The organism is Streptomyces sp. TSRI0281 (assembly GCF_001905125.1).
Lineage (GTDB): Bacteria > Actinomycetota > Actinomycetes > Streptomycetales > Streptomycetaceae > Streptomyces.
Genome location: NZ_LWLE01000033.1, coordinates 259,434 through 282,094, shown reverse-complemented (window position 1 = coordinate 282,094; position 22,661 = coordinate 259,434). Strand labels below are relative to the sequence as shown.

Annotated in this window: 19 protein-coding genes and 1 pseudogene; 13 read left to right on the top strand and 7 right to left on the bottom strand. The window is 71.5% G+C overall.

The annotated features are described in order from the left end of the window. Positions 1-47 precede the first annotated feature (47 nt). From efeO to A6A29_RS30475, 4 genes are read left to right on the top strand one after another with little or no spacing between them, the layout of a single operon-like run. Positions 48-1,184, top strand: a complete 1,137-nt coding sequence (efeO, locus tag A6A29_RS30490) for an iron uptake system protein EfeO (protein WP_073724975.1) — start codon at positions 48-50, stop codon at positions 1,182-1,184. Positions 1,185-1,209: 25 nt separating this feature from the next. Next, on the top strand, positions 1,210-2,475 hold the full coding sequence (efeB, locus tag A6A29_RS30485) for an iron uptake transporter deferrochelatase/peroxidase subunit (RefSeq protein ID WP_073724973.1): 1,266 nt from the start codon (positions 1,210-1,212) through the stop codon (positions 2,473-2,475). A gap of 35 nt (positions 2,476-2,510) precedes the next feature. Then, complete coding sequence (gene efeU / locus A6A29_RS30480) at positions 2,511-3,479, top strand: iron uptake transporter permease EfeU (RefSeq protein WP_073724971.1); 969 nt, start codon at positions 2,511-2,513, stop codon at positions 3,477-3,479. Further along, entirely contained in the window at positions 3,367-4,350 is a 984-nt protein-coding gene (locus A6A29_RS30475) for a hypothetical protein (protein ID WP_079183107.1), read from the top strand. Before efeU ends, A6A29_RS30475 begins: the two co-directional genes overlap by 113 nt. Before the next feature lie 59 nt (positions 4,351-4,409). On the opposite strand, the gene A6A29_RS30470 is transcribed toward A6A29_RS30475, so the two are convergent. Beyond that, the gene (locus tag A6A29_RS30470) at positions 4,410-5,156 is read right to left on the bottom strand and encodes a bifunctional DNA primase/polymerase (protein ID WP_073724967.1); all 747 of its coding nucleotides are present in this window, start codon (positions 5,154-5,156) and stop codon (positions 4,410-4,412) included. 139 nt (positions 5,157-5,295) lie between these two features. Further along, positions 5,296-5,925 (bottom strand): TetR/AcrR family transcriptional regulator, encoded by a 630-nt coding sequence (locus tag A6A29_RS30465; RefSeq protein ID WP_073724965.1) that lies wholly within the window; start codon positions 5,923-5,925, stop codon positions 5,296-5,298. Between the two features lie 238 nt (positions 5,926-6,163). Between A6A29_RS30465 and ddaH the strand changes: the two are divergent. Beyond that, positions 6,164-7,000 (top strand): annotated as a pseudogene (gene ddaH / locus A6A29_RS30460) (dimethylargininase); the annotation flags it as partial. Positions 7,001-7,004: 4 nt separating this feature from the next. On the opposite strand, the gene A6A29_RS30455 reads toward ddaH, so the two are convergent. Next, complete coding sequence (locus A6A29_RS30455; RefSeq protein WP_073725471.1) at positions 7,005-8,000, bottom strand: small ribosomal subunit Rsm22 family protein; 996 nt, start codon at positions 7,998-8,000, stop codon at positions 7,005-7,007. A 152-nt stretch (positions 8,001-8,152) separates the two neighbouring features. Between A6A29_RS30455 and A6A29_RS30450 the strand changes: the two genes are divergently transcribed. Further along, positions 8,153-9,472 carry a hypothetical protein gene (locus A6A29_RS30450; protein ID WP_073724963.1) on the top strand — a complete coding sequence of 440 codons (1,320 nt, stop codon included), beginning with the start codon at positions 8,153-8,155 and terminating at the stop codon, positions 9,470-9,472. A gap of 178 nt (positions 9,473-9,650) precedes the next feature. On the opposite strand, the gene A6A29_RS30445 is transcribed toward A6A29_RS30450, so the two are convergent. Beyond that, positions 9,651-10,982, bottom strand: a complete 1,332-nt coding sequence (locus A6A29_RS30445; RefSeq protein WP_073724961.1) for a multidrug effflux MFS transporter — start codon at positions 10,980-10,982, stop codon at positions 9,651-9,653. An 81-nt stretch (positions 10,983-11,063) separates the two neighbouring features. Between A6A29_RS30445 and A6A29_RS30440 the strand changes: the two genes are divergently transcribed. Then, a complete protein-coding gene (locus A6A29_RS30440; protein WP_073724959.1) occupies positions 11,064-12,095 on the top strand; it encodes a Gfo/Idh/MocA family protein in 1,032 nt (343 codons plus the stop codon). Positions 12,096-12,188: 93 nt separating this feature from the next. Here A6A29_RS30440 and A6A29_RS30435 read toward each other — a convergent pair whose 3' ends face one another. Next, positions 12,189-13,856, bottom strand: a complete 1,668-nt coding sequence (locus A6A29_RS30435; RefSeq protein ID WP_073724957.1) for an alkaline phosphatase D family protein — start codon at positions 13,854-13,856, stop codon at positions 12,189-12,191. A 142-nt stretch (positions 13,857-13,998) separates the two neighbouring features. On the opposite strand from A6A29_RS30435, the gene A6A29_RS30430 reads away from it, so the two are divergent. The 3 genes from A6A29_RS30430 to A6A29_RS30420 all read left to right on the top strand — a co-directional run bounded on the left by A6A29_RS30430 (position 13,999) and on the right by A6A29_RS30420 (position 16,544). Further along, positions 13,999-14,754 (top strand): SDR family oxidoreductase, encoded by a 756-nt coding sequence (locus A6A29_RS30430; RefSeq protein WP_073724955.1) that lies wholly within the window; start codon positions 13,999-14,001, stop codon positions 14,752-14,754. Between the two features lie 223 nt (positions 14,755-14,977). Beyond that, complete coding sequence (locus tag A6A29_RS30425; protein WP_073724953.1) at positions 14,978-15,445, top strand: lamin tail domain-containing protein; 468 nt, start codon at positions 14,978-14,980, stop codon at positions 15,443-15,445. Between the two features lie 166 nt (positions 15,446-15,611). Next, complete coding sequence (locus tag A6A29_RS30420) at positions 15,612-16,544, top strand: PhzF family phenazine biosynthesis protein (RefSeq protein WP_079183092.1); 933 nt, start codon at positions 15,612-15,614, stop codon at positions 16,542-16,544. A 212-nt stretch (positions 16,545-16,756) separates the two neighbouring features. On the opposite strand, the gene A6A29_RS30415 is transcribed toward A6A29_RS30420, so the two are convergent. Then, complete coding sequence (locus tag A6A29_RS30415) at positions 16,757-17,371, bottom strand: TetR/AcrR family transcriptional regulator (protein WP_073724951.1); 615 nt, start codon at positions 17,369-17,371, stop codon at positions 16,757-16,759. A gap of 102 nt (positions 17,372-17,473) precedes the next feature. On the opposite strand from A6A29_RS30415, the gene A6A29_RS30410 reads away from it, so the two are divergent. Further along, a complete protein-coding gene (locus tag A6A29_RS30410; protein WP_073724949.1) occupies positions 17,474-18,940 on the top strand; it encodes an MFS transporter in 1,467 nt (488 codons plus the stop codon). A gap of 175 nt (positions 18,941-19,115) precedes the next feature. Then, a complete protein-coding gene (locus A6A29_RS30405; protein WP_073724947.1) occupies positions 19,116-20,018 on the top strand; it encodes a glycosyltransferase family 2 protein in 903 nt (300 codons plus the stop codon). Here A6A29_RS30405 and A6A29_RS30400 read toward each other — a convergent pair. Then, positions 20,011-20,514 (bottom strand): GNAT family N-acetyltransferase, encoded by a 504-nt coding sequence (locus A6A29_RS30400; RefSeq protein ID WP_073725467.1) that lies wholly within the window; start codon positions 20,512-20,514, stop codon positions 20,011-20,013. The genes A6A29_RS30405 and A6A29_RS30400 overlap by 8 nt on opposite strands. Before the next feature lie 409 nt (positions 20,515-20,923). Here A6A29_RS30400 and A6A29_RS30395 point away from each other — a divergent pair, with 409 nt between their 5' ends. Further along, complete coding sequence (locus A6A29_RS30395; protein ID WP_073724945.1) at positions 20,924-22,639, top strand: hypothetical protein; 1,716 nt, start codon at positions 20,924-20,926, stop codon at positions 22,637-22,639. The last annotated feature ends 22 nt before the right edge of the window (positions 22,640-22,661 follow it).

Below are 22,661 nucleotides of genomic sequence, written 5' to 3'. Positions count from 1 at the left end.
GACTTTGTCCGACCCTTCCCCTTCTCCTTCCTCTCCGTGGAGCCCGCATGCGAGCCGTTCGTTTCTCCGTCGTCACCGCTGCCGCGACCGTGGCCGCTCTGACCGCCGTCACGGGCTGCGCCGAGAAGAGCGACGGCAAGGCGGAAGGCGCCGTCCGGGTCGTCGCCAAGGACGACTCCTGCGAGGTCTCGAAGACGAAGCTCCCCGCCGGCCATGTCGAACTGGCCGTGGAGAACAAGGGGTCCAAGGTCACCGAGGTCTATGTGCTCTTCCCGGACGACCGCATCGTGACCGAGCGGGAGAACATCGGCCCCGGCACCAAGGCGAAGATCACCGCCGAGGTGAAGGCCGGTTCGTACGAGATCGCCTGCAAGCCCGGTATGAAGGGCGACGGCATCCGGCAGAAGATCGAGGTCACCGGCGGCGCCGCGGCCAAGCGCAGCCCGGAGATGGACAAGGCCGTCGCCGGATACCGCACCTACGTCCAGGCGCAGGCCGACGAGACGCTGCCGAAGGTCAAGGTCTTCACGGACGCGGTGGCCGCGGGCGACATCGAGGCCGCGAAGAAGGCGTACGCCGACTCGCGTATCGGCTGGGAGCGCACCGAGCCGGTCGCCGAGTCGTTCGGTGACATCGACCCGAAGGTCGACGTCCGCGAGGACGGCCTGGAGGACGGCCAGAAGTGGACCGGCTGGCACCGCCTGGAGAAGGCGCTGTGGCAGGACAAGAAGCTGGGCGCCGAGGAGAAGGCGCTGGCCCCGGTCCTCCACAAGGACCTGGTCGACTGGCAGAACCGGGTCGGCAAGGCCGAGATCACCCCGACCTCGATGGCCAACGGCGCCAAGGAACTCCTCGACGAGGTCGCCACCGGCAAGGTCACCGGTGAGGAGGAGCGCTACAGCCACACCGACCTCGTCGACTTCAAGGCGAACGTCGAGGGCGCGGAGAAGTCGTACGAGCTGCTGAAGCCGATCGCCGCCAGGAACGACGCGGCGCTGACCGCCTCGCTGGACAAGCAGTTCGCGGCGCTGAACACGCTGTTGGACAAGTACCGCGCGGACAAGAACTCCTACGAGTTCACCTCGTACGACAAGGTCGGCAAGGCGGACCGCAAGGAGCTCTCGGACGCGGTCAACGCGCTCGCCGAGCCGCTGTCCAAGCTGGCCGCCGCGGTCACGAAGTAACCGAGGGTTCGAGGAGGCTCCCGCCATGAACGAGGACACCCCGAGCACCCCTGGGCCGGAGAACGTCAGCCCCTCCCGGCGCGCCCTGCTGGGCTGGGGCGGTGCCGGGCTGGCGCTCGGCGCCGTCGCGGCGGGCGGCGCGGTCGCCGCGGTGCGGTCCGACGGGGGCAGCGAGCCCGCCGCGGAGAGCGGGGCCGCGGTGCCGTTCCACGGGGCGCACCAGGCCGGGATCGCCACCGCCGTACAGGACAGGCTGCATTTCGCCGCGTTCGACGTGACGACGAAGGACCCGGCCGAGCTGGCCGCGCTGCTCAAGGAGTGGACGCGGGCCGCGGAGCGGATGACGGCCGGGCGGCCGGTCGGTGACGGGGCGTACGGCGGGCCCGCCGAGGCTCCGCCGGACGACACGGGCGAGGCGCTGGGGCTCAAGCCGTCCCGGCTGACGCTCACCATCGGTTTCGGGCCCTCGCTGTTCGCCGCGGGCCGGTTCGGCCTGGAGGACAAGCGGCCCGAGGCGCTCGTGGATCTGCCCGCGTTCCCCGGGGACAACCTGGACGCCGCCCGCAGCGGCGGCGACCTGTGCGTCCAGGCGTGCGCGGACGACCCGCAGGTCGCGGTGCACGCCATCCGCAATCTGGCCAGGATCGGCATGGGCCGCACCGCGATCCGCTGGTCGCAGCTGGGCTTCGGAAAGACGTCCTCGACGACGCCGGACGCGCAGACCCCGCGCAACATGATGGGGTTCAAGGACGGCACCCGGAACATCTCGGGCACCGACTCCGCCGCGCTGGACAAGCATGTGTGGGTCGGCCCGAAGGACAACGCCGGGTGGATGACGGGCGGTTCGTATCTCGTCGCCCGGCGCATCCGGATGCACATCGAGACCTGGGACCGCGCCCCGCTCCAGGAGCAGGAGGACATCTTCGGCCGGGACAAGGGCGAGGGTGCTCCGGTCGGCAGGTCGAAGGAGCGCGACGAGCCGTTCCTGAAGGCGATGCTGCCGAGGGCGCATGTGCGCCTGGCCCACCCGGACACGAACGGCGGGGCGACGATCCTGCGCCGCGGCTACTCCTTCACCGACGGTACGGACGGTCTGGGCAGGCTGGACGCCGGTCTGTTCTTCCTCGCCTACCAGCGCGACGTCCGCACGGGGTTCCTTCCGGTGCAGCGCGGCCTCGCGGCGCACGACGCGCTCAACGAGTACATCCAGCACGTGGGTTCGGCGCACTTCGCCGTCCCGCCGGGCGTCCGCGACAAGGACGACTGGTGGGGCCGGGCGCTTCTCTCCTGACCGGCGCACGTGACTGACACAGTGGAAGGACCGGCATGTTCGGCAACTATCTGATCGGCCTGCGCGAGGGACTCGAAGCCAGTCTCGTCGTCTGCATCCTGGTCGCCTACCTCGTCAAGACGGAACGCAGGGACGCGCTGCGCCCGGTGTGGGTGGGCATCGGGATCGCCGTGGCGATCTCGCTGGCCTTCGGCGCCGCGCTGGAGTTCGGCTCGCAGGAGATGACATTCGAGGCGCAGGAGCTGCTCGGCGGCTCCCTGTCGATCGTCGCCGTCGGTCTGGTGACCTGGATGGTGTTCTGGATGCGGCGCACCGCGCGGCATCTGAAGAAGGAGCTGCACGGCAGGCTCGACGCGGCGCTCGCGATGGGCACCGGCGCGCTGGTCGCCACCGCGTTCCTGGCGGTGGGCCGCGAGGGTCTGGAGACCGCCCTGTTCGTGTGGGCGTCGGTGCGGGCCAGCGGGGAGGGGTCCGCCGAGCCGCTGATCGGGGTGCTGCTGGGGATCGCCACCGCCATCGTGCTGGGCTGGCTGTTCTACCGGGGTGCGCTGCGGATCAACCTGGCGAAGTTCTTCACCTGGACCGGCGGGATGCTGGTCGTGGTGGCGGCGGGCGTGCTCGCGTACGGCGTCCATGACCTCCAGGAGGCCGAGTTCCTGGGCGGACTGCAGAACAAGGCGTTCGATATCAGCGCCACGATTCCGCCGGACAGCTGGTACGGCACGCTGCTGAAGGGTGTGTTCAACTTCCAGCCCGATCCGACCGTGCTTCAGGTCACGGTGTGGGCGCTGTATCTGATCCCCACCCTCGCGCTGTTCCTCGCCCCGGTAGGGTTCGGACGGTCAGTGCGGGCGACGGATCAGAAGGCGCAGAAGGCAACGGATGAGAAGGCTGGGTCGACTGGCGACGGGGTTCGCGACAGCGACGGTGCTGAGCGTGGGCGCGAGCGGCTGCGTGACGGTGCACGGCGAGCTGGAAGTACTGCCGGGAGCGACGAAGTCTGAGGCCGCACAGGCCCTCAAGGACTTCACGGACGCCTACAACAAGGCGGACAAGGCATACGATCCGGCGCTGGACGCGGACCGGGTGACCGGCTCGCTCGGCGCGATCAATCAGGCGGGTCTGAAGGCGCGGCAGAAGAACAATCCGGACGGCAACGCGAGTCACTCGCCGCTGGAGCTGACGGATGCCGCCTACACGATCCCGAAGAAGGCCGGCTGGCCGCGCTGGTTCCTCGCGGACACCGACTCCAACCGTGACCGGGACAGCGGGAAGCTGGACACCCGCTGGCTCGTGGTGTTCGTGAAGACGGGCCCCGACGCGCTGTGGAAGGCGTCCTATCTGGCGGTCATCGCTCCGTCCCAGGTCCCTGAGTTCCGCCTGGACGCGGACGGCTTCGCGTCGCCCGTGCAGTCGGGCGGCGGCGAACTGGCCGTCGCGCCCGAGGACTTGAGCTCGACGTACACGGGCTATCTGAAGGACGGCGAGCCGGATGTCTTCGCCCCCGGGTCGACGACGTCGGGGTGGCGGGAGACGCGCAGGACCACGCGCCGGGCGGGCTTCTCGTACCAGTACGTCGACCGGCCGCTGGACAGCGGGACGTACGCACCGCTCGGTCTGGCCACCGAGGACGGCGGGGCCCTGGTCTTCTTCAGCAGTAAGCACTTCGAGCGGCAGACCGCGGCGAAGGGGCTGCGGCCGGAGGTCAATTCGGACGTGGAGGCGCTGCTGACCGGTGAGGTGAAGAGCAGCCTCACCAAGGAGCGGGTCTCCAGCCAGTTGGTGTACGTCCCCAAGCGCGGCGGCGGGGACTCCGGCGGCAAGGTGCGTGTGCTGAACCGGCTGCCGGGTCTGACGTCGGCGCAGGGTTCGTAACGTAACGGGCGCGGGCGCCGATCCGCCCGCCGGTCCGGCGGGCGGCCGTGCCACGGCGCTCAGCGGCTCAGCGGCCAGGCCACCGAATCGTGGTCGAGGTCGCTCTGCTCGGCGCTGTGCGCATAGCTCGCGCAGGCGTCCGTCAGCGTCTCCAGCAGGGTCAGCGGGTCGGGGAGCTCGTGCTCCGGGCCCCGTACCCAGTGCACGTCCAGCTCACCGGGGAGCCGGGCGGGCGGCAGGAGCACATAGCTGCCCCGGCAGTGCCAGCGCAGCCCGGGGTGCTCGTCCATCGTCTCGGGGTGGCAGTCCAGCTCGCAGGGCCACCACTCGTCCTCGTCCGCCGGGGTACCCCGGGTGGCGGTGAAGAAGAGCATCCGGTCCTCACCGGACTGGGCGACGGGGCCGACGTCGATGCCCGCGGCGAGAAGACGTTCCAGAGCTTCCCGGCCGGCGGTCAGCGGGACGTCCAGGACATCGTGGATCATGCCGGTCGCGGTGATGAAGTTGGCCAGCGGCTGGCTGTGGGCCCAGCGCTCGATCTGGGCGCGGTCGGTGGTCGACTGCGTCTGCCAGGCGAAGGAGACGGGGTGCCGGGCGGGGGTGGGACAGCCGACGCGTTCGCACGAACATCGGTATCCGTGGGGATGGGCGGCGGGTGAGATCGGCATGCCCGCCTCGGCGACGGCGAGGAGCAGCGCCACCCGGGCCGTGTCGTCGGCCTCGGCCCGCTGCGGTTTGGGTCGTCGCCGCAGCCACTGGGAGATCCTGCTCTCTGTGCCGCGATAGCGGCCGGAATCGGCGCCCATCTATCCCCTCACCTCAGCGTTACGCATCCATGGTCCCACCATCCTGCGCCTCGGGTGGCCAGAGTTCACCAGCGGGGCCGGGGACCACTGCACCGAGTGAGCACCATCACGCCCGATGTCACCACATACCGGATATCGATCAGGCGTCTGTGGACAGTCCCCGCAGGGCGTGGTCGACGATCGTGTCCGCGTAGTCATGGGTGAGCGGAAGGCCGCTGAGCAGCCAGCGGTGGGTCAGCGGGGCGATCAGCAGTTCCACGGCGACCCTGAGATCGACGTCGTCGCGCACCTGGCCCGCCCGCTGCGCGGCCCGCAGCCGTGTGACATAGAGCCCGATCTGCGGTTCGAGCAGTTTCTCGGCGAATTCGGCACCCAGCTCCGGATCGATGATGCCCTCGGCGGCGAGTGCCCGGGTGGGCGCCTCGGTCACCGGGTCGTTCAGCTCGTCGACGGTGGCCCGCAGTACGGCCTTGAGGTCGGCGGCCAGGTCGCCGGTGTCCGCAATCGCGTACGGCGCCTCGTCCGTCTCTTGCGAACCCTGCTCCGCCGACCGGTTCTGGAGGTCGAGGTACGCCTCCAGCAGGACGGCCGCCTTCGAGGGCCACCAGCGGTAGATCGTCTGCTTGCCCACCCCGGCGCGGGCGGCGATACCCTCGATCGTCGTCCTCCCGTAGCCGATCTCCCCGACGAGCGCGAGAGCGGCGTCGTGGATCGCCCGGCGGGAGCGGTCGCTGCGGCGGCTGGAGTCGGGAGCCTTGTGGGATGCCATCCGGCCAATCTATCGCCCCGCAAGCCGATACGTATCGTCTTGTCCGCCAGACTTCGTCCTGTACGCCCGGCTCGTCCTGTACGCCCGGCCCGCACACCGGGCGTCGCCCCCTTCGGCACGGGTCTGTCCCGCGATCCCCGGGTGAACCACGATCGGTCAGCTGCGGGATCGGCCCCGCACGGCGCACCATGGGCTCACGCGCAGACCGTGCGTATCCCACCGTTCCGCGGCTCCGGCCGCCGTTCGTGAGGAGCCCCAGTTGAACCGTGACGCCACCCCTCGTCGCTATCTGATGTGCGCCCCTTCCCACTTCAGGGTCACGTACTCCATCAACCCGTGGATGGACCCCTCGAAGCCCGTCGACCTGCCGCTGGCGCAGACCCAGTGGGAGGACCTGCGCGACCGCTACCGCGCGCTCGGCCACACCGTCGAGCTGCTCACCCCGCGCCCCGACCTGCCCGACATGGTCTTCGCCGCCAACGGCGCCACCGTGATCGACGGGCGGGTGCTCGGTGCCCTGTTCGCCTACCGGGAGCGGTTCGCGGAGGCCGAGGCCCACCGCGACTGGTTCCGGGAGCACGGCTTCACCGAGATCCGGGAACCGGACCATGTCAACGAGGGCGAGGGGGACTTCGCGGTCACCTCCACCTACGTCCTGGCCGGGCGCGGTTTCCGGTCCAGCCCGCTCTCGCACGACGAGGCGCAGGAGTTCTTCGGGCGGCCCGTCATCGGCCTCGATCTGGTGGATCCGCGCTACTACCACCTGGATACGGCCCTGTGCGTGCTCGACGAGGCGGGCGACGAGATCATGTACTACCCGGACGCCTTCTCTCCCGGCAGCCGGTCCGTGCTGGCCCGGCTCTTCCCCGACGCGCTGATCGCCCGGGAGGCGGACGCGGCGGCGTTCGGGCTGAACTCGGTCAGCGACGGGCGTCATGTGCTGCTGCCGCAGGCCGCGACGGGGCTGCTGGACCCGCTGCGGGACCGGGGCTTCGAACCGGTCCCGATGGACCTGGGCGAGCTGCTCAAGGGCGGCGGCAGCGTGAAGTGCTGCACGCAGGAGCTGCGGGGCTGAGCCGCTACTCCGTGTCGGCCGGCGGCCAGGCGTCGCCCCAGGCGATGTCCCTGGCCGCCCGGTACAGCTCCCCGTGCCGCTTGGTGACCGTGGAGCGGGCCAGGCCCTCGTCCCGCGTGCACAGCTCCAGCAGCACCTGGCCCTTGCGGATCTGCGGCCTGCGGGTGACGCGTGCGGCGACCGGCAGGACGGGGAAACGCGTCGCGACGACGTAGCTGAACTTCTCGTCCTCGTGGCTCAGCGAACCGCCCTTCACCCGCCGGTGCAGCGAGGACCGGCTGACCCGCGCCGAGAAGTGGCACCAGTCCGTGCCCGGCTCGATGGGGCAGGCGGCGCTGTGCGGGCAGGGTGCCGCCACGGTCAGCCCGGCCGCGATCAGCCGGTCGCGGGCCTCGATGATCCGCGCGTAGCCGTCGGGCGTGCCGGGTTCCACGATCACCACGGCCTGTGCGGCGGCCGCCGCCGCGTCGACGAGCTCGGTCCTGGCCCGCTCGGTGAGCTCCTTGAGTACGTAGGAGACGGTCACCAGATCCGTGGGGGCCGGCGCCGGCTCCGCGCCGATCCTCGCCTTCTCCCAACGGGCGTCGCGCAGTGCCGGGACGCCCGACAGCCCCGCCAGCTCCCGGCCCAGCTCCAGGGCGGGCTCGGACCAGTCCAGGACGGTCGTCGCCGGCCCCTCCCAGGCCCCGGCGACCGCCCAGCTCGCCGCGCCCGTGCCGCCCCCGATGTCGGTGTGCGTGGCGGGCGCCCACTCCGGCGCCGCGTCGCACAGCGCGGCGAGGGCGGACCGTACCGCTTCGAAGGTGGCGGGCATCCGGTACGCGGCGTACGCGGCGACGTCCGAGCGGTCACGCAGGATCGGGGCGTCGGTGGGCGTGGAGCCGCGGTAGCTGGCGATCAGCCGGTCGACGGCCTGCGTGGCCTGCTTGGGCGGCAGCCCGTCGAGCAGTCCGGCCAGGGCCGAACGCAGGGTTTCCGCGGTGGGGAGGGTGACGTTCACCGGCGAATTGTAGGCGGATGTGTCGCCCCGGCCGTATTCCGCTTCGCCTCCACGTAACCGGTACACAACAGCGACCCGGTCGAACTCCGCATCCTTCCGAGGCTGTTGCTACGCTGACCCGCGCGAGATCAGGATTGTCCATCGGGAGAGCCATGAGACAACGGATTGTGCGGCTGGCCCTGGTCGGTGGGGTGTTCTTTTTCGCCCTGCTGCTCCTGCTGGCGACCTGCGGCGGCGGCAAGAGCGACGGGGACGGAGCCAAGAGCGGCGCCAAGCCGAAGAGATCCGTCCTGCCGAGCGCGGGTCCGGTGACCCGGCTCACCGCCCCGCCCGAGTACACGACCGACCGCGGCTGGGAGATCATCGGTTCCTCGCCCGATGTCGCGGTCTCCTACGCGACGGGCCGGATCGCCTACCTGGAGAAGTCCGCCGAGAACCGCTACCGGTTGCGCACCGTCGACACGGCGACCGGTGAACTGGGGTGGCGCGGCCAGGCCTGGCGCCCGCCGGACCCCCTGCACTACCCGAATCTGCTGACCGTCACCAAGAACGACCGGCAGTACTTCGTGGCCTGGTCCTACGGGAAGGTCGGCGACGGGCTCTCGCCCTCCGACACCTTCGTCTCCATGGATGTGTACGCGGTGGCGGACGGCACCCGGCAGCGTATCGAGGTGCCGTGGTCCGGTTCTCCGGACATCACCGCCACCGGTCCGGACATCGTGATCAGTGACGGCAAGGCGAACAGCGCGCTCGTCGACCCGATCACGGGCACGGTGACGAAGGTCCCGGCCGCGGAGCTGGAGTACCCCAAGGGCTGCAAGACCTGCAAGCAGCTCACGGAGGTGCGGGGCCAGACCGCGCAGGGCCTGCTGGTCAGCGGCGTACGGGAGTTCTGGACGCGCGACGGCTGGTTCAGCCGGAACGTCGCGCCCAAGGGCGTCGACAAGCTCAGCGGTGTTCCGACGTCCGTGACGCCGGGCCAGGTGCTGGCGAAGTGGACGCTCGACAAGAAGTCGAAGCGAGCGGCCACGCACGAGCTGTGGGCGGTGCACGACTCGCTGACCGGGAAGCCGCTGGTCTCGGTGGAGTGCCACAAGCCCGCCATAAAGCCCGGACGTTATCCGCAGGCCGTCCTGTCCCCCTCGGGCGGCTATCTGATCGCCGGGAACCTCGCGTTCGACCTGGAGGCGAAGAAGGGGTTCTGCTTCGAGGACGACGACGGTTCGAGCCATCTGACCCTCGCCACGGTGACGGACGACGGGATCGCCTACGGGGCGACCAACGCGCGTGACGCGTCGGACGCGCTGGCCGGGGGCGGGCTGCCGGTCTCGATGGACTTCGCGACCTGGACGACCGACTCGCTGTCGCGCAACGCGCGGCTGCCGGTGGTCGAGACGACGGGGGTCGGGGTGTTCCGCTGGACGGACCGGCAGGAGCGGATCCATCTGATCGGCTACCCGCGCGGCGACTGACGACGTACGGCCACTGACGCGCGAAACCCGGCCCGGGAGCTTCCCGGGCCGGGTTTCCGCGTTCTCCGGGCCGGGTTTCCGCGTTCCCCGGGCCGGGGCCGGCTTTCCCCGGGCCGGGGCCGGCTTTCCCCGGGCCGGGTTTCCGCCGTTCCGGGGACCGCCGGCCTCGCGGGCCGTCTCAGAGACCGCCCGCCTCGCGGCCCTGCCGCTGCCACGGCCTGCACAGGCCGAGGAAGCAGGCCACGGCCGCCACCGCGCACACCACCTGCACGACCGCCATCGGAACGGCCGTCCGCTCGCCGGCGATACCGACCAGAGGGGAGGCGATGGCGCCGATCAGGAACGAGGACGTACCGAGCAGCGCGGAGGCGGAGCCCGCCGCGTGCTTGGTCCGCATCAGGGCCTGGGCGTTGGTGTTCGGCATCGCGAGGCCCATCGCCGACATCAGCACGAAGAGCCCGGCCGCGACCGGCACGAGGCCCACCTCGCCGAAGACACCGGTCGTCATGAGCAGCAGGGCCACGGCGGACAGCACGATGACGGCGAGGCCGAAGCCGAGCACCTTGTCCAGGCTGATCCGGCCCACCAGCACCTTGCCGTTGATCTGGCCGACGATGATCAGGCCGATCGAGTTGACCCCGAAGAGCAGGCTGAAGGTCTGCGGGGAGGCCCCGTAGATCTCCTGCACGACGAACGGGGACGCCGAGATGTAGGCGAAGAGGACCGCGAAGGCGAGACCTCCCGTGACCATGTAGCCGGTGAAGACCCGGTCGGCGAGCAGCCCGCGCATGGTGCGCAGCGCGTCGGCGACCCCGCCGGTGTGGCGCTGGGCGGGCGGCAGTGTCTCGTGGAGCCACTTCCAGACGACGAGGGTGAGCAGGACACCGACGACGGTGAGCACGACGAAGATGCCGCGCCAGTCGGTGATCCGCAGGACCTGTCCGCCGATCAGCGGGGCGATGATCGGGGCGACCCCGGAGATCAGCATCAGGGTGGAGAAGAACCGCGCCATCTCCACGCCGTCGTAGAGGTCCCGCACCACCGCCCTGGCGATCACGATGCCGGCCGCACCCGCCAGGCCCTGGAGGAGGCGGAAGCCGATGAGGAGTTCCGCGGTGGGTGCCAGCGCGCAGATCGCGGTGGCGAGGACGTAGATGACCATGCCGAGGAGCAGTGGCCTGCGCCGGCCCCAGCGGTCGCTCATCGGTCCGACGACGAGCTGGCCGAGCGCCATGCCGGCCAGGCACGCGGTCAGCGTGAGCTGGACGGTCGAGGCGGGGGCGTGCAGGGCGTCGGTGACCTCGGGCAGGGCCGGGAGGTACATGTCCATGGAGAGGGGCGGCAGCGCGGTGAGTCCGCCGAGGACCATGGTGACCAGCAGCCCGGTACGCCGGGTCGCTGTGGCCCCGGGGACCGGGGCGGTGGGCAGGGGACCTGGACCGGTTCCGGCTCCGGTCCGGGTCAGGGGTATGTGCTCTTGCTGGGCCCGGCTTCCGCCGCTGTCCGGCATTCTCGTCTCCACATCGTTGAATCCGCATCTATGCTCTCAGCTCAACCGGAGTGGTCGATACCTTTTTCTGTGGGGGCGGGCATGAGCAGGACTGTGCGGTGGGGCGTGCTGGCGACGGGTGGCATAGCCGCGAGCTTCACGGCGGATGTGCGGTCGATGCCGGACGCGGAAGTGGTGGCGGTGGCCTCCCGTACGGACGCCTCGGCGAAGGCGTTCGCCGAACGGTTCGGGATCGAGCGGGCCTACGGCAGCTGGGCGGAGCTGGTCGCCGACGACGGCGTCGACATCGTGTACGTGGCCACCCCGCACTCCGCGCACCGGGAGGCGGCCGGGCTCGCCCTGGAGGCCGGGAAGCACGTGCTGTGCGAGAAGGCGTTCACGCTCGACACCCCGCAGGCCGAGGAGCTCGTCGCGCTGGCCCGGGAGCGCGGGCTGTTCCTGATGGAAGCCATGTGGACGTACTGCAACCCGGTGATCCGGCGGATGACCGAGCTGGTGCGGGACGGTGCCATCGGTGAGATCCGCACGGTGCAGGCCGACTTCGGGTTCGCGGGCGACTTCGGTCCCGGGCACCGGCTGCGGGATCCGGCGCTGGGCGGGGGCGCGCTGCTGGACCTGGGGGTCTATCCGGTGTCGTTCGCGCAGCTGCTGCTGGGTGAGCCGGACCGGGTGCAGGCCGACGCGCTGCTGTCCCCGGAGGGCGTCGATCTGAACACCGGGATGCTGCTGGGCTGGGACTCGGGGGCCACCGCCCTGCTCGCCTGCTCGATCGTCGGGCACCACCCGACAGCCGCCACCGTCATCGGCACGGCCGGGCGGATCGACTTCCCGGACAGCTTCTTCTACCCGAGCCGCTTCGTGCTGCGCCGGGCGGGCGCGGAACCCGAGGAGATCACCACGGGGCCGGGGCCGCAGGGTCTGACCGGTCTGCAGTACGAGGCGGCCGAGGTGATGCGCGCGGTGCGGGCGGGCGAGACCGAGTCCCCGCTGGTGCCGCTGGACGGTTCGCTCGCGGTGATGCGGACGCTCGACGCGGTACGTGACCGCATCGGCGTCCGCTATCCGGCGGACGCGTATCCGGCGGACGCGTATCCGGCGGACGCGCGGAACTGACCCCGTACCGCTCACGGGGCCGCTCCGCACCGCCCTGTCCGCCGGGAGGCCGTTGACCGGCCGGTGTCCGGCGCCGGTGGGAGGCCGTACGCGTTACGCGGGCGTGAGCCCCGGGTTCCCGGCCTCGGTGACGAAGGACCCCGCGGTGGTGAGGGGCGCTCCGGGGGTGGTGACGGCCGACACCGTACGGAAGTCGGCGCGTGCCTCCTTCGTGCCGAGGGCGATGCGCGCGTAGCCGCGGCGCCCGTTGTAGAACTTCATGTGCGGGTTGGCCCGCGTCTGGTTGTTCCAGTTGGCCGGCTTGTCCGAGCCGTCCTTGCCGCTGGCGACGGACGTGGCGACGATCTCCGTGCCGACGGTGCGGGAGGACGGGTCGTCGAAGTCCTGCTTGAGATCGAAGCCGTAGCCGACGTGCACATCGCCCGTCAGCACCATCAGGTTGTCGACCCCGGCCGCCGCCGCACCGTTCAGGAGCCGCTGCCGGGAGGCCGGATAGCCGTCCCACGAGTCCATGGACAGCTTGAAGGCGTCGGTCGGAACGTCACGTCGCTGCGCGAAGGTGACCTGCTGCGGTACGACGTTCCAGGTGGCCCGCGAGGCGTGCCAGCCGTCGATCAGCCAACGCTCCTGGGCGGCGCCCGTCATGGTGCGGGCGGGGTCCTCGGACTCCGGCCCCGGGACCTTCCAGCCGTCCCCGTACGCCTGGTTGCTGCGGTACTGACGGGTGTCGAGGATGTCGAACTGGGCGAGCCGGCCGAACTGAAGGCGTCGGTAGAGCCGCATGTCGGGACCGGTGGGCCGCTGCGGGGTGCGCAGCGGCTGGTTCTCCCAGTACGCGCGGTAGGCGGCGGCCCTGCGCAGCAGGAACTCCTCCGGCGGGACGTCGTTCTCCGGGGTCCCGCCCGCGTAGTTGTTCTCGGTCTCGTGGTCGTCCCAGGTGACGACGAAGGGGTGCGCGGCGTGGGCGGCCCGCAGATCGGGGTCGGACTTGTAGAGGGCGTACCGCAGCCGGTAGTCCTCCAGGGTGACCGTCTCGCGGTTGTAGTGCGCCGGGAGCCTGCGGTCGGTGTAGTCGCGGGCGCCGCCGGTCGCGGTGACCGCGTACTCGTAGAGGTAGTCGCCGAGGTGGAAGACCACGTCGACATCCTCCTGGGCGAGGTGCTTGTACGCGGTGAAGTAGCCGTCGTGGTACGCCTGGCAGGAGACCGCGGCCAGGGTCAGCGAGCTGTTGCGGGCGGTGCGGGCGGGTGCGGTGCGGGTGCGGCCGACCGGGCTGATCCAGCCGCCGGCCCGGAAACGGTAGTAGAGGGTGCGGTCGGAGTCGAGGCCCTTGATGTCCGCGCGGACGCTGTGGGCGAACTCCGGGTGGGCGGTGACCGAGCCGCGCCGGACGATGCGGCGGAAGCGCTCGTCGCGGGCCACCTCCCAGCCGACCTGGACGCGGACACCGGGCAGTCCGCCGCCGGGCTCGTAGGGGCGCGGCGCGAGTCTCGTCCAGAGCAGGACGGAGTCGGGCAGCGGGTCGCCGGAGCCGACGCCGAGGGTGAAGGGGTCCTCGGTGATGCGCCGCGCGTCGAGTTCGGCGGCGCTCGCGACGCCCGCGGAGGGCAGGTTGACCGCGAAGGCGAGCGCGGCGGCGGCGCCGGTGGCGGTGAGGAGGCGGCGGCGGCCGACGCCCTCACCGATGTGGCGGGCCGCGGCGCGGAGTTCCGCGGAATGGCTCTGCTGACCGGGCGCGGTACTGAACGGTGCGGGTGTCATGTGCCCCTCCCCTGACGGCTGTTGTCAGAGGCATTGGAGTGCGGGGCGACGACCTGCCGTTGTCGGGTACACAACATCCTCATGGCGGCTCGATGAGCACCGCGTGCCACCTGCGACCACACCTCCCGTACGCTGCCGGGCCATGAACACTGAGCGGAGAGTTGCCGTCGTCACGGGTGCGGGTTCGGGTATCGGACGGGCTGTCGCGCTCGCCCTGGCGGGGGCGGGCTGGTCGGTCGCCCTGGCGGGGAGGCGGGAAGAGCCGCTGGCACGGACGGCCGAGGCCACGGCTTCACAGGACGTGCTGAGCGTACGCACCGATGTGACCGACCCGGACGAGGTCGACGCGCTCTTCACCTCGGTTCGGGAGCGATTCGGCCGTCTGGACCTGCTCTTCAACAACGCGGGCACCTTCGGACCGGCTTCGGTGCCGGTCGAGGACCTCGCGTACGAGGACTGGCGTGCGGTGGTGGAGGTGAATCTGACCGGGGCGTTCCTGTGCGCGCAGGCGGCGTACCGGCAGCTGAAGGAGCAGGACCCGCAGGGCGGCCGGATCATCAACAACGGCTCGATCTCCGCCCACGCGCCGCGCCCGCACTCGATCGCGTACACCGCGACGAAGCACGCGATGACAGGTCTGACGAAGGCGCTGTCGCTGGACGGGCGTCCGTACCGGATCGCCTGCGGGCAGATCGACATCGGCAACGCGGCGACGGAGATGACCGAGCGGATGCGGACCGGCATTCTCCAGGCCAACGGGGAACTGGCGGTGGAGCCGGTCATGGCGGCGGCGGACGTGGCCCGGACGGTACTGCACATGGCCGAACTGCCGCTGGAGGCCAACGTGCAGTTCGCCACGGTGCTGGCGACGACGATGCCGTACGTCGGACGGGGCTGACGCCGCGCGCTTGCGCGGGGCGGCGCTCGGCCGGTGTCGGCTTTCGGCGGGTGACGGCTTACGGCGGGGACCAGGCCCTTCGGGGACCGGCCGGGTGGCCGGAACTCGCCGCGAAATGGCAGGTTTTACGGATATCGTCATCCGACCACCACGCGAACGCGTGCAACCCGTATGCTCGCAACCCTTACGCCTTCACCGTTCCTACACGTAAGGACCACACAGCATGCGCATACGCACCGCTGCGCCTCTCGCCCTGGCCGCCGCCACCGCTCTGGCCGGCTCGCTCCTCGCCACGGCACCGGCCTCGGCGGCCGCCCATCAGGGCGGGCTGCACCTCGGCAAGATCCAGTACGACAGCCCCGGCAAGGACAACCGCTCGAACAAGTCCCTCAACGCCGAGTGGGTGGACATCCACAACAACGGCAAGAAGAAGCTCCAGCTCAAGGGCTACAAGCTGAAGGACAACACCGGCTACACCTACACCTTCGGCAGCTACACCGTCGGTGCGGGCAAGACCGTCAAGGTCCGCACCGGCAAGGGCAAGAACGCCTCGGGCAGCGTGTACTGGAACCGCGGCTCGTATGTCTGGAACAACACCGGTGACAAGGCCCGGCTGATCAAGCCGAACGGCAAGCTCCAGGACTCCTGCTCCTTCAAGAAGTCGAGCAAGGGCGTCAAGAACTGCCACTGACCCGTCGTCGGGCAGCCTTGATCCGGCCGTCGCGGTCCCGGTCGGGACCGCGACGGCCGTCGGCCGCTCCGGCGGCTCCCGACCGGACCCGGCGCTTCCGCCGCTCCCGGCGCTCCCGGCGCTCCCGTCGGGAATGCCCCGCCGGGGGGCACGGTTGAGCTGCCACATGAGCGACAGCCAGAGCCGGAACCAGAGCCAGGACCATGACCAGGACCAGGGCCAGGGCCAGGACCGAAACCATCCCGGCCACCCGGCCTCCGGGATCGACGTCCTGCGCTATACCGCCTTCTCCACCGACCCGGACGGCGGAAATCCCGCCGGAGTCGTCCTGGACGCGTCCTGCCTCGACGATGCGGAGATGCTGGCCACCGCCGCGGAGCTCGGCTACAGCGAGTCGGCGTTCCTGACGGAGCGGACCGGCGACGCGGCCCACACGATCCGCTACTTCAGCCCGAAGGCCGAAGTCCCCTTCTGCGGCCACGCGACGGTCGCGACCGCCATCGCGCTCGCGGAACGCGACGGCCCCGGCGACCTGGTGTTCGCCACCCGGGCGGGTACCGTCCCGGTCACCGTCACCCGGCACGGCGACGAGCTGCGCGCCGTCCTGACCAGCGTCGAACCGCAGGTCACGGACATCGGCCCGGCCGACCTGACGGAGGCTCTGGCCGCGCTGGACTGGCCGGCCGCCGACCTCGACCCCGCGCTGCCGCCCCGGATCGCCTACGCGGGCGCCCGGCACCTGGTGCTGGCCGCCGCGACCCGTGAGCGGCTGGCGGACCTCGACTACGACTTCGCGCGGCTCGAAGCGCTGATGCACCGGCTCGACCTGACGACGCTCCAGCTGGTGTGGCGCGAGTCCGGGAACGTCTTCCACGTCCGGGACCCCTTCCCCGTCGGCGGAGTGGTCGAGGACCCGGCGACCGGAGCGGCGGCGGCAGCCTTCGGCGCGTACGCACGCGACCGCGGCCTCGTCCCGGACACCGCCGTACTCACCCTGCACCAGGGCGCGGACATGGGCCGCCCCGGCACACTCACCGTCGAACTGCGTGCCGGCGACGCCCGGATCAGGGTCGGCGGGACGGGCGCCCGGATCGGCTGAGCGTCAGCCGGTGACGACCCCGGCCGGGGAGACGTGCGCGGACCCGTCGCGCACGTCTCCCCCGGAGCGAGGGCGCATTCCGGTACGGCGCCGCCGCCCGGCGGACGCCTGACGCACGCCCCCCCGTGCCCGTACGAACCCCGCGCCCGCCCCGAAACACCCCTCCCGCCCGTGCGAACCCCGCACACGTCGCACCGCGCACGGCTCACCGCTCACGTCCGTACGAACACTCCCGCCCGCGCGGCGACGGCGGCGGCTTCGGCGGCCCGGTCGGCGGCGGCCTCGTCCAGGGTGCCGCCGCTGGCCAGCAGCCGGTAGTAGAGCGGCGCCGAGACGGCCAGGATCACCTCGCCCGCGTCCGTTCCGGCGGGCAGTTCCCCGCGTTCGACCGCGGCTTCCACACAGCCGGCCCACTCCTTGATCCGTACCGCGTAGAAGCGGTGCAGCGCCTCGGCCGTGCGCGGGTCGCAGGTGGCCGCGGCGATCACCGCCGCGAAGAGCGCCCCCTGACGCGGATCGGCCAGCGTGCGGACCACCAGCCGGGCGTTCGCCCTGAGGTCCTCGGTCAGCGAGCCGGTGTCCGCGCGCGGCACGGAGTGTTCCGCCATGTCCGTGAGGAGGTCGGCGACCAGTCCGGCGGGGGTGGACCAGCGCCGGTAGACGGTCGTCTTGCCGACCTCCGCGCGGCGGGCGACCTCGGCCAGGTCGAGCCGGTCGAAGCCGTGCTCCGCCAGCGCGTCCCCCGCGGCCCGCAGGACCGATTCCCGTACCCGGGCGGTACGGCCGCCGGGCCGGACGGTGCCCGGCTCTCCATCCTCAGCATCCATAACGGGTCTCCAGTTCCATTAGTAGCCTTCCCTTGTTATGGTGATTCCACCTTAACGGAACCACAGAACCATTAAAGCGGTCGGCCTCAGGAAGGGCACGCCATGTCCGCGTCCCGTACGACACCCCTCGCCCCTGCCCCGAGCGCGGCTCCCACCGGCACGCCACCGTCCCCCCTGCGCATGACGGGCCGCCAGAAGCTCGTGCTCACCCTCCTTCTCGGCGCACAGTTCATGATCGCCGTGGACTTCTCGATCCTGAACGTCGCCCTGCCGGTCGTCGGCGAGGGGCTCGGCTTCCCGCTCTCCCACCTCCAGTGGATCGCCACCTCCTTCGCGCTCGCCGCGGCCGGATTCACCCTCCTGTTCGGCCGCATCGCCGACCTCGTCGGCCGCAAGCGCCTGTTCATCGGCGGCATGGTCGTCCTCGGCCTCTCCTCCGCACTCGGCGGACTCGCCCACTCGCCCGAAGTCCTGCTCACCGCGCGGGTGCTGCAGGGTCTGGCCACCGCCGCCGTCACCCCGGCCGGTCTCGCCCTGCTCACCACCGCGTTCAAGGAGGGCCCGCTGCGCGAGCGCGCGCTCGGCCTCAACGGCGCGCTGATGTCCGCAGGGTTCACCGCCGGGGCCATCCTCGGCGGCCTGCTGACCGATCTGCTCTCCTGGCGCTGGGCCTTCTTCATCAACGTCCCCGTCGCCGCGCTCGTCGTCGCCCTCGCGCCGTCCGTGATCGCCGAGTCCCGGCCCGCCGGACGCCCGAAGCTCGACCTGCCCGGCGCGATGACCGTCACCGGTGGGCTGCTGCTCCTGGTGTTCGGGCTCACCCGGGCCGGTGAATCCGGCTGGACCGCGCCCACCACACTGGCCGCCCTGCTCGCCGGGGCCGTTCTGCTCGTCGCGTTCGTCCTCGTCGAGCAGCGGGCCGCCGCACCGCTGGTCCCCGTACACATCCTGAAGCGGCGCAGTGTCATCTGGGGCAACACCGCCGGGCTGATCGCCTTCGTCACCGAGACCTCACTGGTCTTCCTGCTCACCCTCTATCTCCAGGAGGTCCTCGGCCACTCCCCGCTCGCCACCGGTCTCGCCTTCGGGGTCCTGGGCATCGGCACCGTCCTCGGCGGCACCCTCGGGGGCCGTGCGGTGGGCCGGTTCGGCAGTCGGCGCACCATCGTGTCCGGCGGCATCGTGCAGGCGGCTGCCACGCTCTCCCTGGTGGCGCTGGGCACGTCCGGGGCCTGGATCTGGCTGCTGCTGGCCGCCACGTTCATCGGCGGTGTCGGCAACATGCTGATGATCGTGGGCTTCATGGTCACCGCCACCTCGGGCCTGCCGGACGAGGAGCAGGGCCTGGCCACCGGTCTGGCGACGATGACCCAGCAGGTCGGCATCGCCCTCGGTATCCCGGTCATGAGCGCCGTCGTCACCGCCCGGATGGGAGCGGCCACGGGGCCGGACGCCGTCCTGTCCGGGGTCACGGTCGCGATCCTGGTCAACTCCGCGCTCGTCCTGGCCGGTGCCCTGCTCGCCGGTGCCTTCCTCGCACGGCGCGGTTCGCGCCCGGCCGCCGGATGAACCGGCCCGCGAGGCGGGGTGAAGCACGACAGGACACGGAACGGCGCACAGGTGACCGGTCACCGTCCATGGGCTGAACAACGAGAGGTTACGATCACGGGCACCGCGGCCGAGGCGCTGCCCCCGCCGCAGTCGTGCCGCAGCCGAGCCGCAGTCGAGCCCAGGAGTACCGATCTTGTCCGCACCACGCATCGGCGTATCCATCGTGACCATGGGAGACCGTCCGCAGGCGGTCGAGGCGCTGCTGGCGTCGGTGGCCATGCAGGACGTCCGCCCCACCCGGCTCGTGATCATCGGCAACGGCACGGAGCTCCCGGACTACAGCTCCTTCCCCGGCCTGACCGGCCTGGCGGGCGGGGTGACCACCATCGAGCTGGACGAGAACCTCGGCTGCCCCGGCGGCCGCAATGTCGGCCTGCACCGGCTCGCCGAACTCGGTGACGTGGATGTCGTCATCGAGCTGGACGACGACGGGCTGCTGGTCGACAAGGGAGTGTTCCGCAAGGTCCAGGAGCTGTTCGCCGCGGACCCGCGCCTGGGCATCGTCGGCTTCCGGATCGCCGACGAGCTCGGCGAGACCCAGCGCCGTCACATCCCGCGGCTGCGGGCGGGCGACCCGATGCGGCGCGGACCGGTCACCGCGTTCCTCGGCGGCGGCCACGCCCTCTCCATGGAGATGCTGGCCGGAACCGGCCACTGGCCCGCGGAGTTCTTCTTCACCCACGAGGAGACGGACCTGTCCTGGCGGGCGCTCGACGCGGGCTGGAAGATCCTGTACGAACCCGACCTGCTGCTCCAGCACCCCAAGACCTCCCCGGCCCGGCACGCGGTCTACTACCGGATGACGGCCCGCAACCGGGTCTGGCTCGCCCGCCGCAACCTTCCGCTCCCCCTGATCCCGGCCTACCTGGGCACCTGGACCCTGCTGACCGTGGCCCGTACCCGCTCGGCGAAGGGCCTGCGCGCCTGGGCGGGCGGCTTCGCCGAAGGGGTACGCACCCCGTGCGGCGACCGGCGCCCGATGCGCTGGTCCACGGTGTGGCGGATGACGCGGCTGGGACGGCCGCCGGTCATCTGACGGGCGCCCAGCGGTACAGCACGTCGGGCTCCTTCTCCTCGTTGCGGCTGCCGTCGTCGAACGCGACCGCGGTGAAGCCGTGCCGCTCGTAGAAGGCCCGTGCGCCGGTGTTGCGCTGGAACGTGTAGAGGGTCAGCCGCTCGGGAGACGCCTCCTTGACCTGTTCCAGCAGCCTGGTGCCGATTCCGCGGCGCAGCGCGTCGGGGCGCAGGTAGAGGTGGTCGAGCTCGGCCCCGTCGAGGGAGGCGAAGCCCAGCAGCTCCACCGCGCCGGTGCCGTCGTCCCCGCTCTCCGCGACCCAGACGGTGCTGTCGCGCAGCACGACGTGGGTGATCCACGCGAGGGTGTCCTCGTCGCTGTGGACACGGGGCAGATAGGGCATGGCCGCGGCCCGCGAGGCCAGGAACACCCGGGTGACGGCCTGCGCGTCCTCGACGGCGGCCCTGCGCAGCCGTATCGCGCCCCGGCGGTCGGCGCCTGATTCGTTCTCGGCCATGTCCATCGCTCCACGTTCCCGGCCGGGGCTCCGCGCCCCGTGCCGTCGCTCGTCGCATTCTTCGGTGACCCACGGCTCGTCGGATGCCGGTGATATCACCGCGGTTCGTACCGGAGTCCGTACCGGAGTCCGTGCCGGAGTGCCGGAGTTCCTGCCGGTCCGGCGGGCCCGAGTGTATGTGCCGGCCGGTCGGCGGGACCGGCCCGGCCGTCCTCCCCGTTGGATACGGTAGGGATGTCCGTTCCTGTCATATGACCCTCCAGAAGGGTTGTTTCACCGCTTGAAATGCGATAGATCGACCATGTGCCGCGTGCCGCGTGCCGCGTGCCGCGTGCCGCGTGCCGCGTGCCGCGTGCCGCGTGCCGCGTGCCGCGTGCCGTCAGATTCGGCGTAGCTTCCTGGGGTGGCCATGCACGCTAGGCAGCCCCTTCGCGTTCCCGTCGGGCGGGAAGCCCTGCGCTGGAGCACCTTTCGCGGTGAAAAGACGCTGGTCGTAGCGGCCCGCACCGTCACGTCGACCGCACGGGTCCTCGAATGCCTGCCCGCACTGCTGCGCGGCGACAGCCGGGTGGCCGTCGTCTTCGCCCATGACCCCACGTCCGCGTTCAGCGACGGTGTGCTCGATCTGCTCCATGACGAGGGATGCCGGGTGATCCCGTGGGGGCATGTGGCCGCCGCCGCTCCCGATCTCATCGTCTCCGCGAGTGAGAACATCGACGTACCGGAAGGGGACTGTCCCGTTCTGGTGCTGCCCCACGGCATCGGCTTCCAGAAGCACGTGCCGGATTCGCGGGCGCCCCGCAGCCGTCTGTCCGGCGTCGTGCCGGACCGCCTCCTGGAGTCCGGCCGGGCCTGGCTCGCCCTTTCGCATCCGGACCAGGAGGAGCAACTGCTCGCCACGCATCCGAGAGTGGCCGGGCGCACTCTGCTCATCGGCGACCCGTGCTTCGACGAGATGCTCCTCAGCGCGAGTCGGGCCGGGGCGTACCGGGCCGCGTTGGGCGTCCCTGAGGGGCAGCGCCTCGTGGTGCTCAGTTCCACCTGGGGCCCCACGTCCCTGCTCGGGCAGGATCCCGGCCTTCCGGCCCGCGTGCTGGCGGCGCTGCCGTACGACGGGTTCCGGGTCGCCGCGATCATCCATCCCAATGTCTGGTCGGGGCACGGCTCCTGGCAGATCCGCACCACTCTGGCAGCCGCGCTGGACGCGGGGCTGATCCTGGTTCCCCCCGTACACGCCTGGAGGCCGGCACTGGTCGCGGCGGACGCGGTCGTCGGCGACCACGGTTCGGTGACGCTGTACGGCGCGGCGCTGGGCAAGCCAGTGCTGCTCGCCGCGTTCGGGAGCGATGCCGTGCCGGGTACGGCCGCGGACAGTCTCGGACGGGCCGCGCCCCGGCTCGATCCGCTGGGCGACGTCTTCCGGCAGATCACGGCGGCTGTCGGCGAGCACACGCCGGAGCGCTACCGCGCGATCGCGGAGCAGGCGTTCGCCGAGCCGGGGCAGGCGCTCCCCCACCTGCGTACCGCCCTGTACCGCCTGATGGGTCTGCCCGAGCCGGCTCCCGACAGCAGCCCGCCCGGTCTGATGCTGCCCGCGCCGGAGGAGGCGGTGTCGTCCGTCTCCGCCTGGACCGTGGCCACCGCTGCCTCCCGTCACGACGGACAGCCGGCCGTCACCGTACGGCGCCGTCCCGCGGCCGTGTACGGGGCGGACCGGGAGACCGCGGAGACGTTCACCCACCTGGCCTGTGACGAGGCGGAACGGGACCGGCGCCTGGTCGAGAGCGCGTCGGTGCTGGTCCGGCGCCGTGCCCTCCCGACGACGGCCGCGGCGCTCCGCTGGGTGGAGGAGACCCTCGGCCGGTTCCCCGGCTGCCGTCTCGCGGCGGTCGCTCCGGCCGGGGGCGGCTTCCTGGTGGGGCTGCGTGACGGGCGCGTGGTCGAGGCGTCCGTCACGGGCCCGGCGGCCGATCCCGGCCTGGTGGCCGCGACCGTCTACACCCTCCTGCGTACGGGAGCACCGCTGGACGACGTCATGGTGACGTTGCGCATCGCAGGCGTACGCGACGAGGACGTCTCCCTCCGGCTGCGCCCGCGCCGTCCGTCAACCGGTCCGGCCTGCTGAGGACGTTCCCGGCCCGCCCTCC

Coding starts and splice junctions, on each gene's coding strand:
- efeO (WP_073724975.1), top strand. CDS start 48: ATGCGAGCCGTTCGTTTCTCCGTCGTCACCGCTGCCGCGACCGTGGCC.
- efeB (WP_073724973.1), top strand. CDS start 1,210: ATGAACGAGGACACCCCGAGCACCCCTGGGCCGGAGAACGTCAGCCCC.
- efeU (WP_073724971.1), top strand. CDS start 2,511: ATGTTCGGCAACTATCTGATCGGCCTGCGCGAGGGACTCGAAGCCAGT.
- A6A29_RS30470 (WP_073724967.1), bottom strand. CDS start 5,156: ATGGGCGCCGATTCCGGCCGCTATCGCGGCACAGAGAGCAGGATCTCC.
- A6A29_RS30465 (WP_073724965.1), bottom strand. CDS start 5,925: ATGGCATCCCACAAGGCTCCCGACTCCAGCCGCCGCAGCGACCGCTCC.
- A6A29_RS30450 (WP_073724963.1), top strand. CDS start 8,153: ATGAGACAACGGATTGTGCGGCTGGCCCTGGTCGGTGGGGTGTTCTTT.
- A6A29_RS30445 (WP_073724961.1), bottom strand. CDS start 10,982: ATGCCGGACAGCGGCGGAAGCCGGGCCCAGCAAGAGCACATACCCCTG.
- A6A29_RS30440 (WP_073724959.1), top strand. CDS start 11,064: ATGAGCAGGACTGTGCGGTGGGGCGTGCTGGCGACGGGTGGCATAGCC.
- A6A29_RS30435 (WP_073724957.1), bottom strand. CDS start 13,856: ATGACACCCGCACCGTTCAGTACCGCGCCCGGTCAGCAGAGCCATTCC.
- A6A29_RS30430 (WP_073724955.1), top strand. CDS start 13,999: ATGAACACTGAGCGGAGAGTTGCCGTCGTCACGGGTGCGGGTTCGGGT.
- A6A29_RS30425 (WP_073724953.1), top strand. CDS start 14,978: ATGCGCATACGCACCGCTGCGCCTCTCGCCCTGGCCGCCGCCACCGCT.
- A6A29_RS30420 (WP_079183092.1), top strand. CDS start 15,612: ATGAGCGACAGCCAGAGCCGGAACCAGAGCCAGGACCATGACCAGGAC.
- A6A29_RS30415 (WP_073724951.1), bottom strand. CDS start 17,371: ATGGATGCTGAGGATGGAGAGCCGGGCACCGTCCGGCCCGGCGGCCGT.
- A6A29_RS30410 (WP_073724949.1), top strand. CDS start 17,474: ATGTCCGCGTCCCGTACGACACCCCTCGCCCCTGCCCCGAGCGCGGCT.
- A6A29_RS30400 (WP_073725467.1), bottom strand. CDS start 20,514: ATGGCCGAGAACGAATCAGGCGCCGACCGCCGGGGCGCGATACGGCTG.
- A6A29_RS30395 (WP_073724945.1), top strand. CDS start 20,924: ATGCACGCTAGGCAGCCCCTTCGCGTTCCCGTCGGGCGGGAAGCCCTG.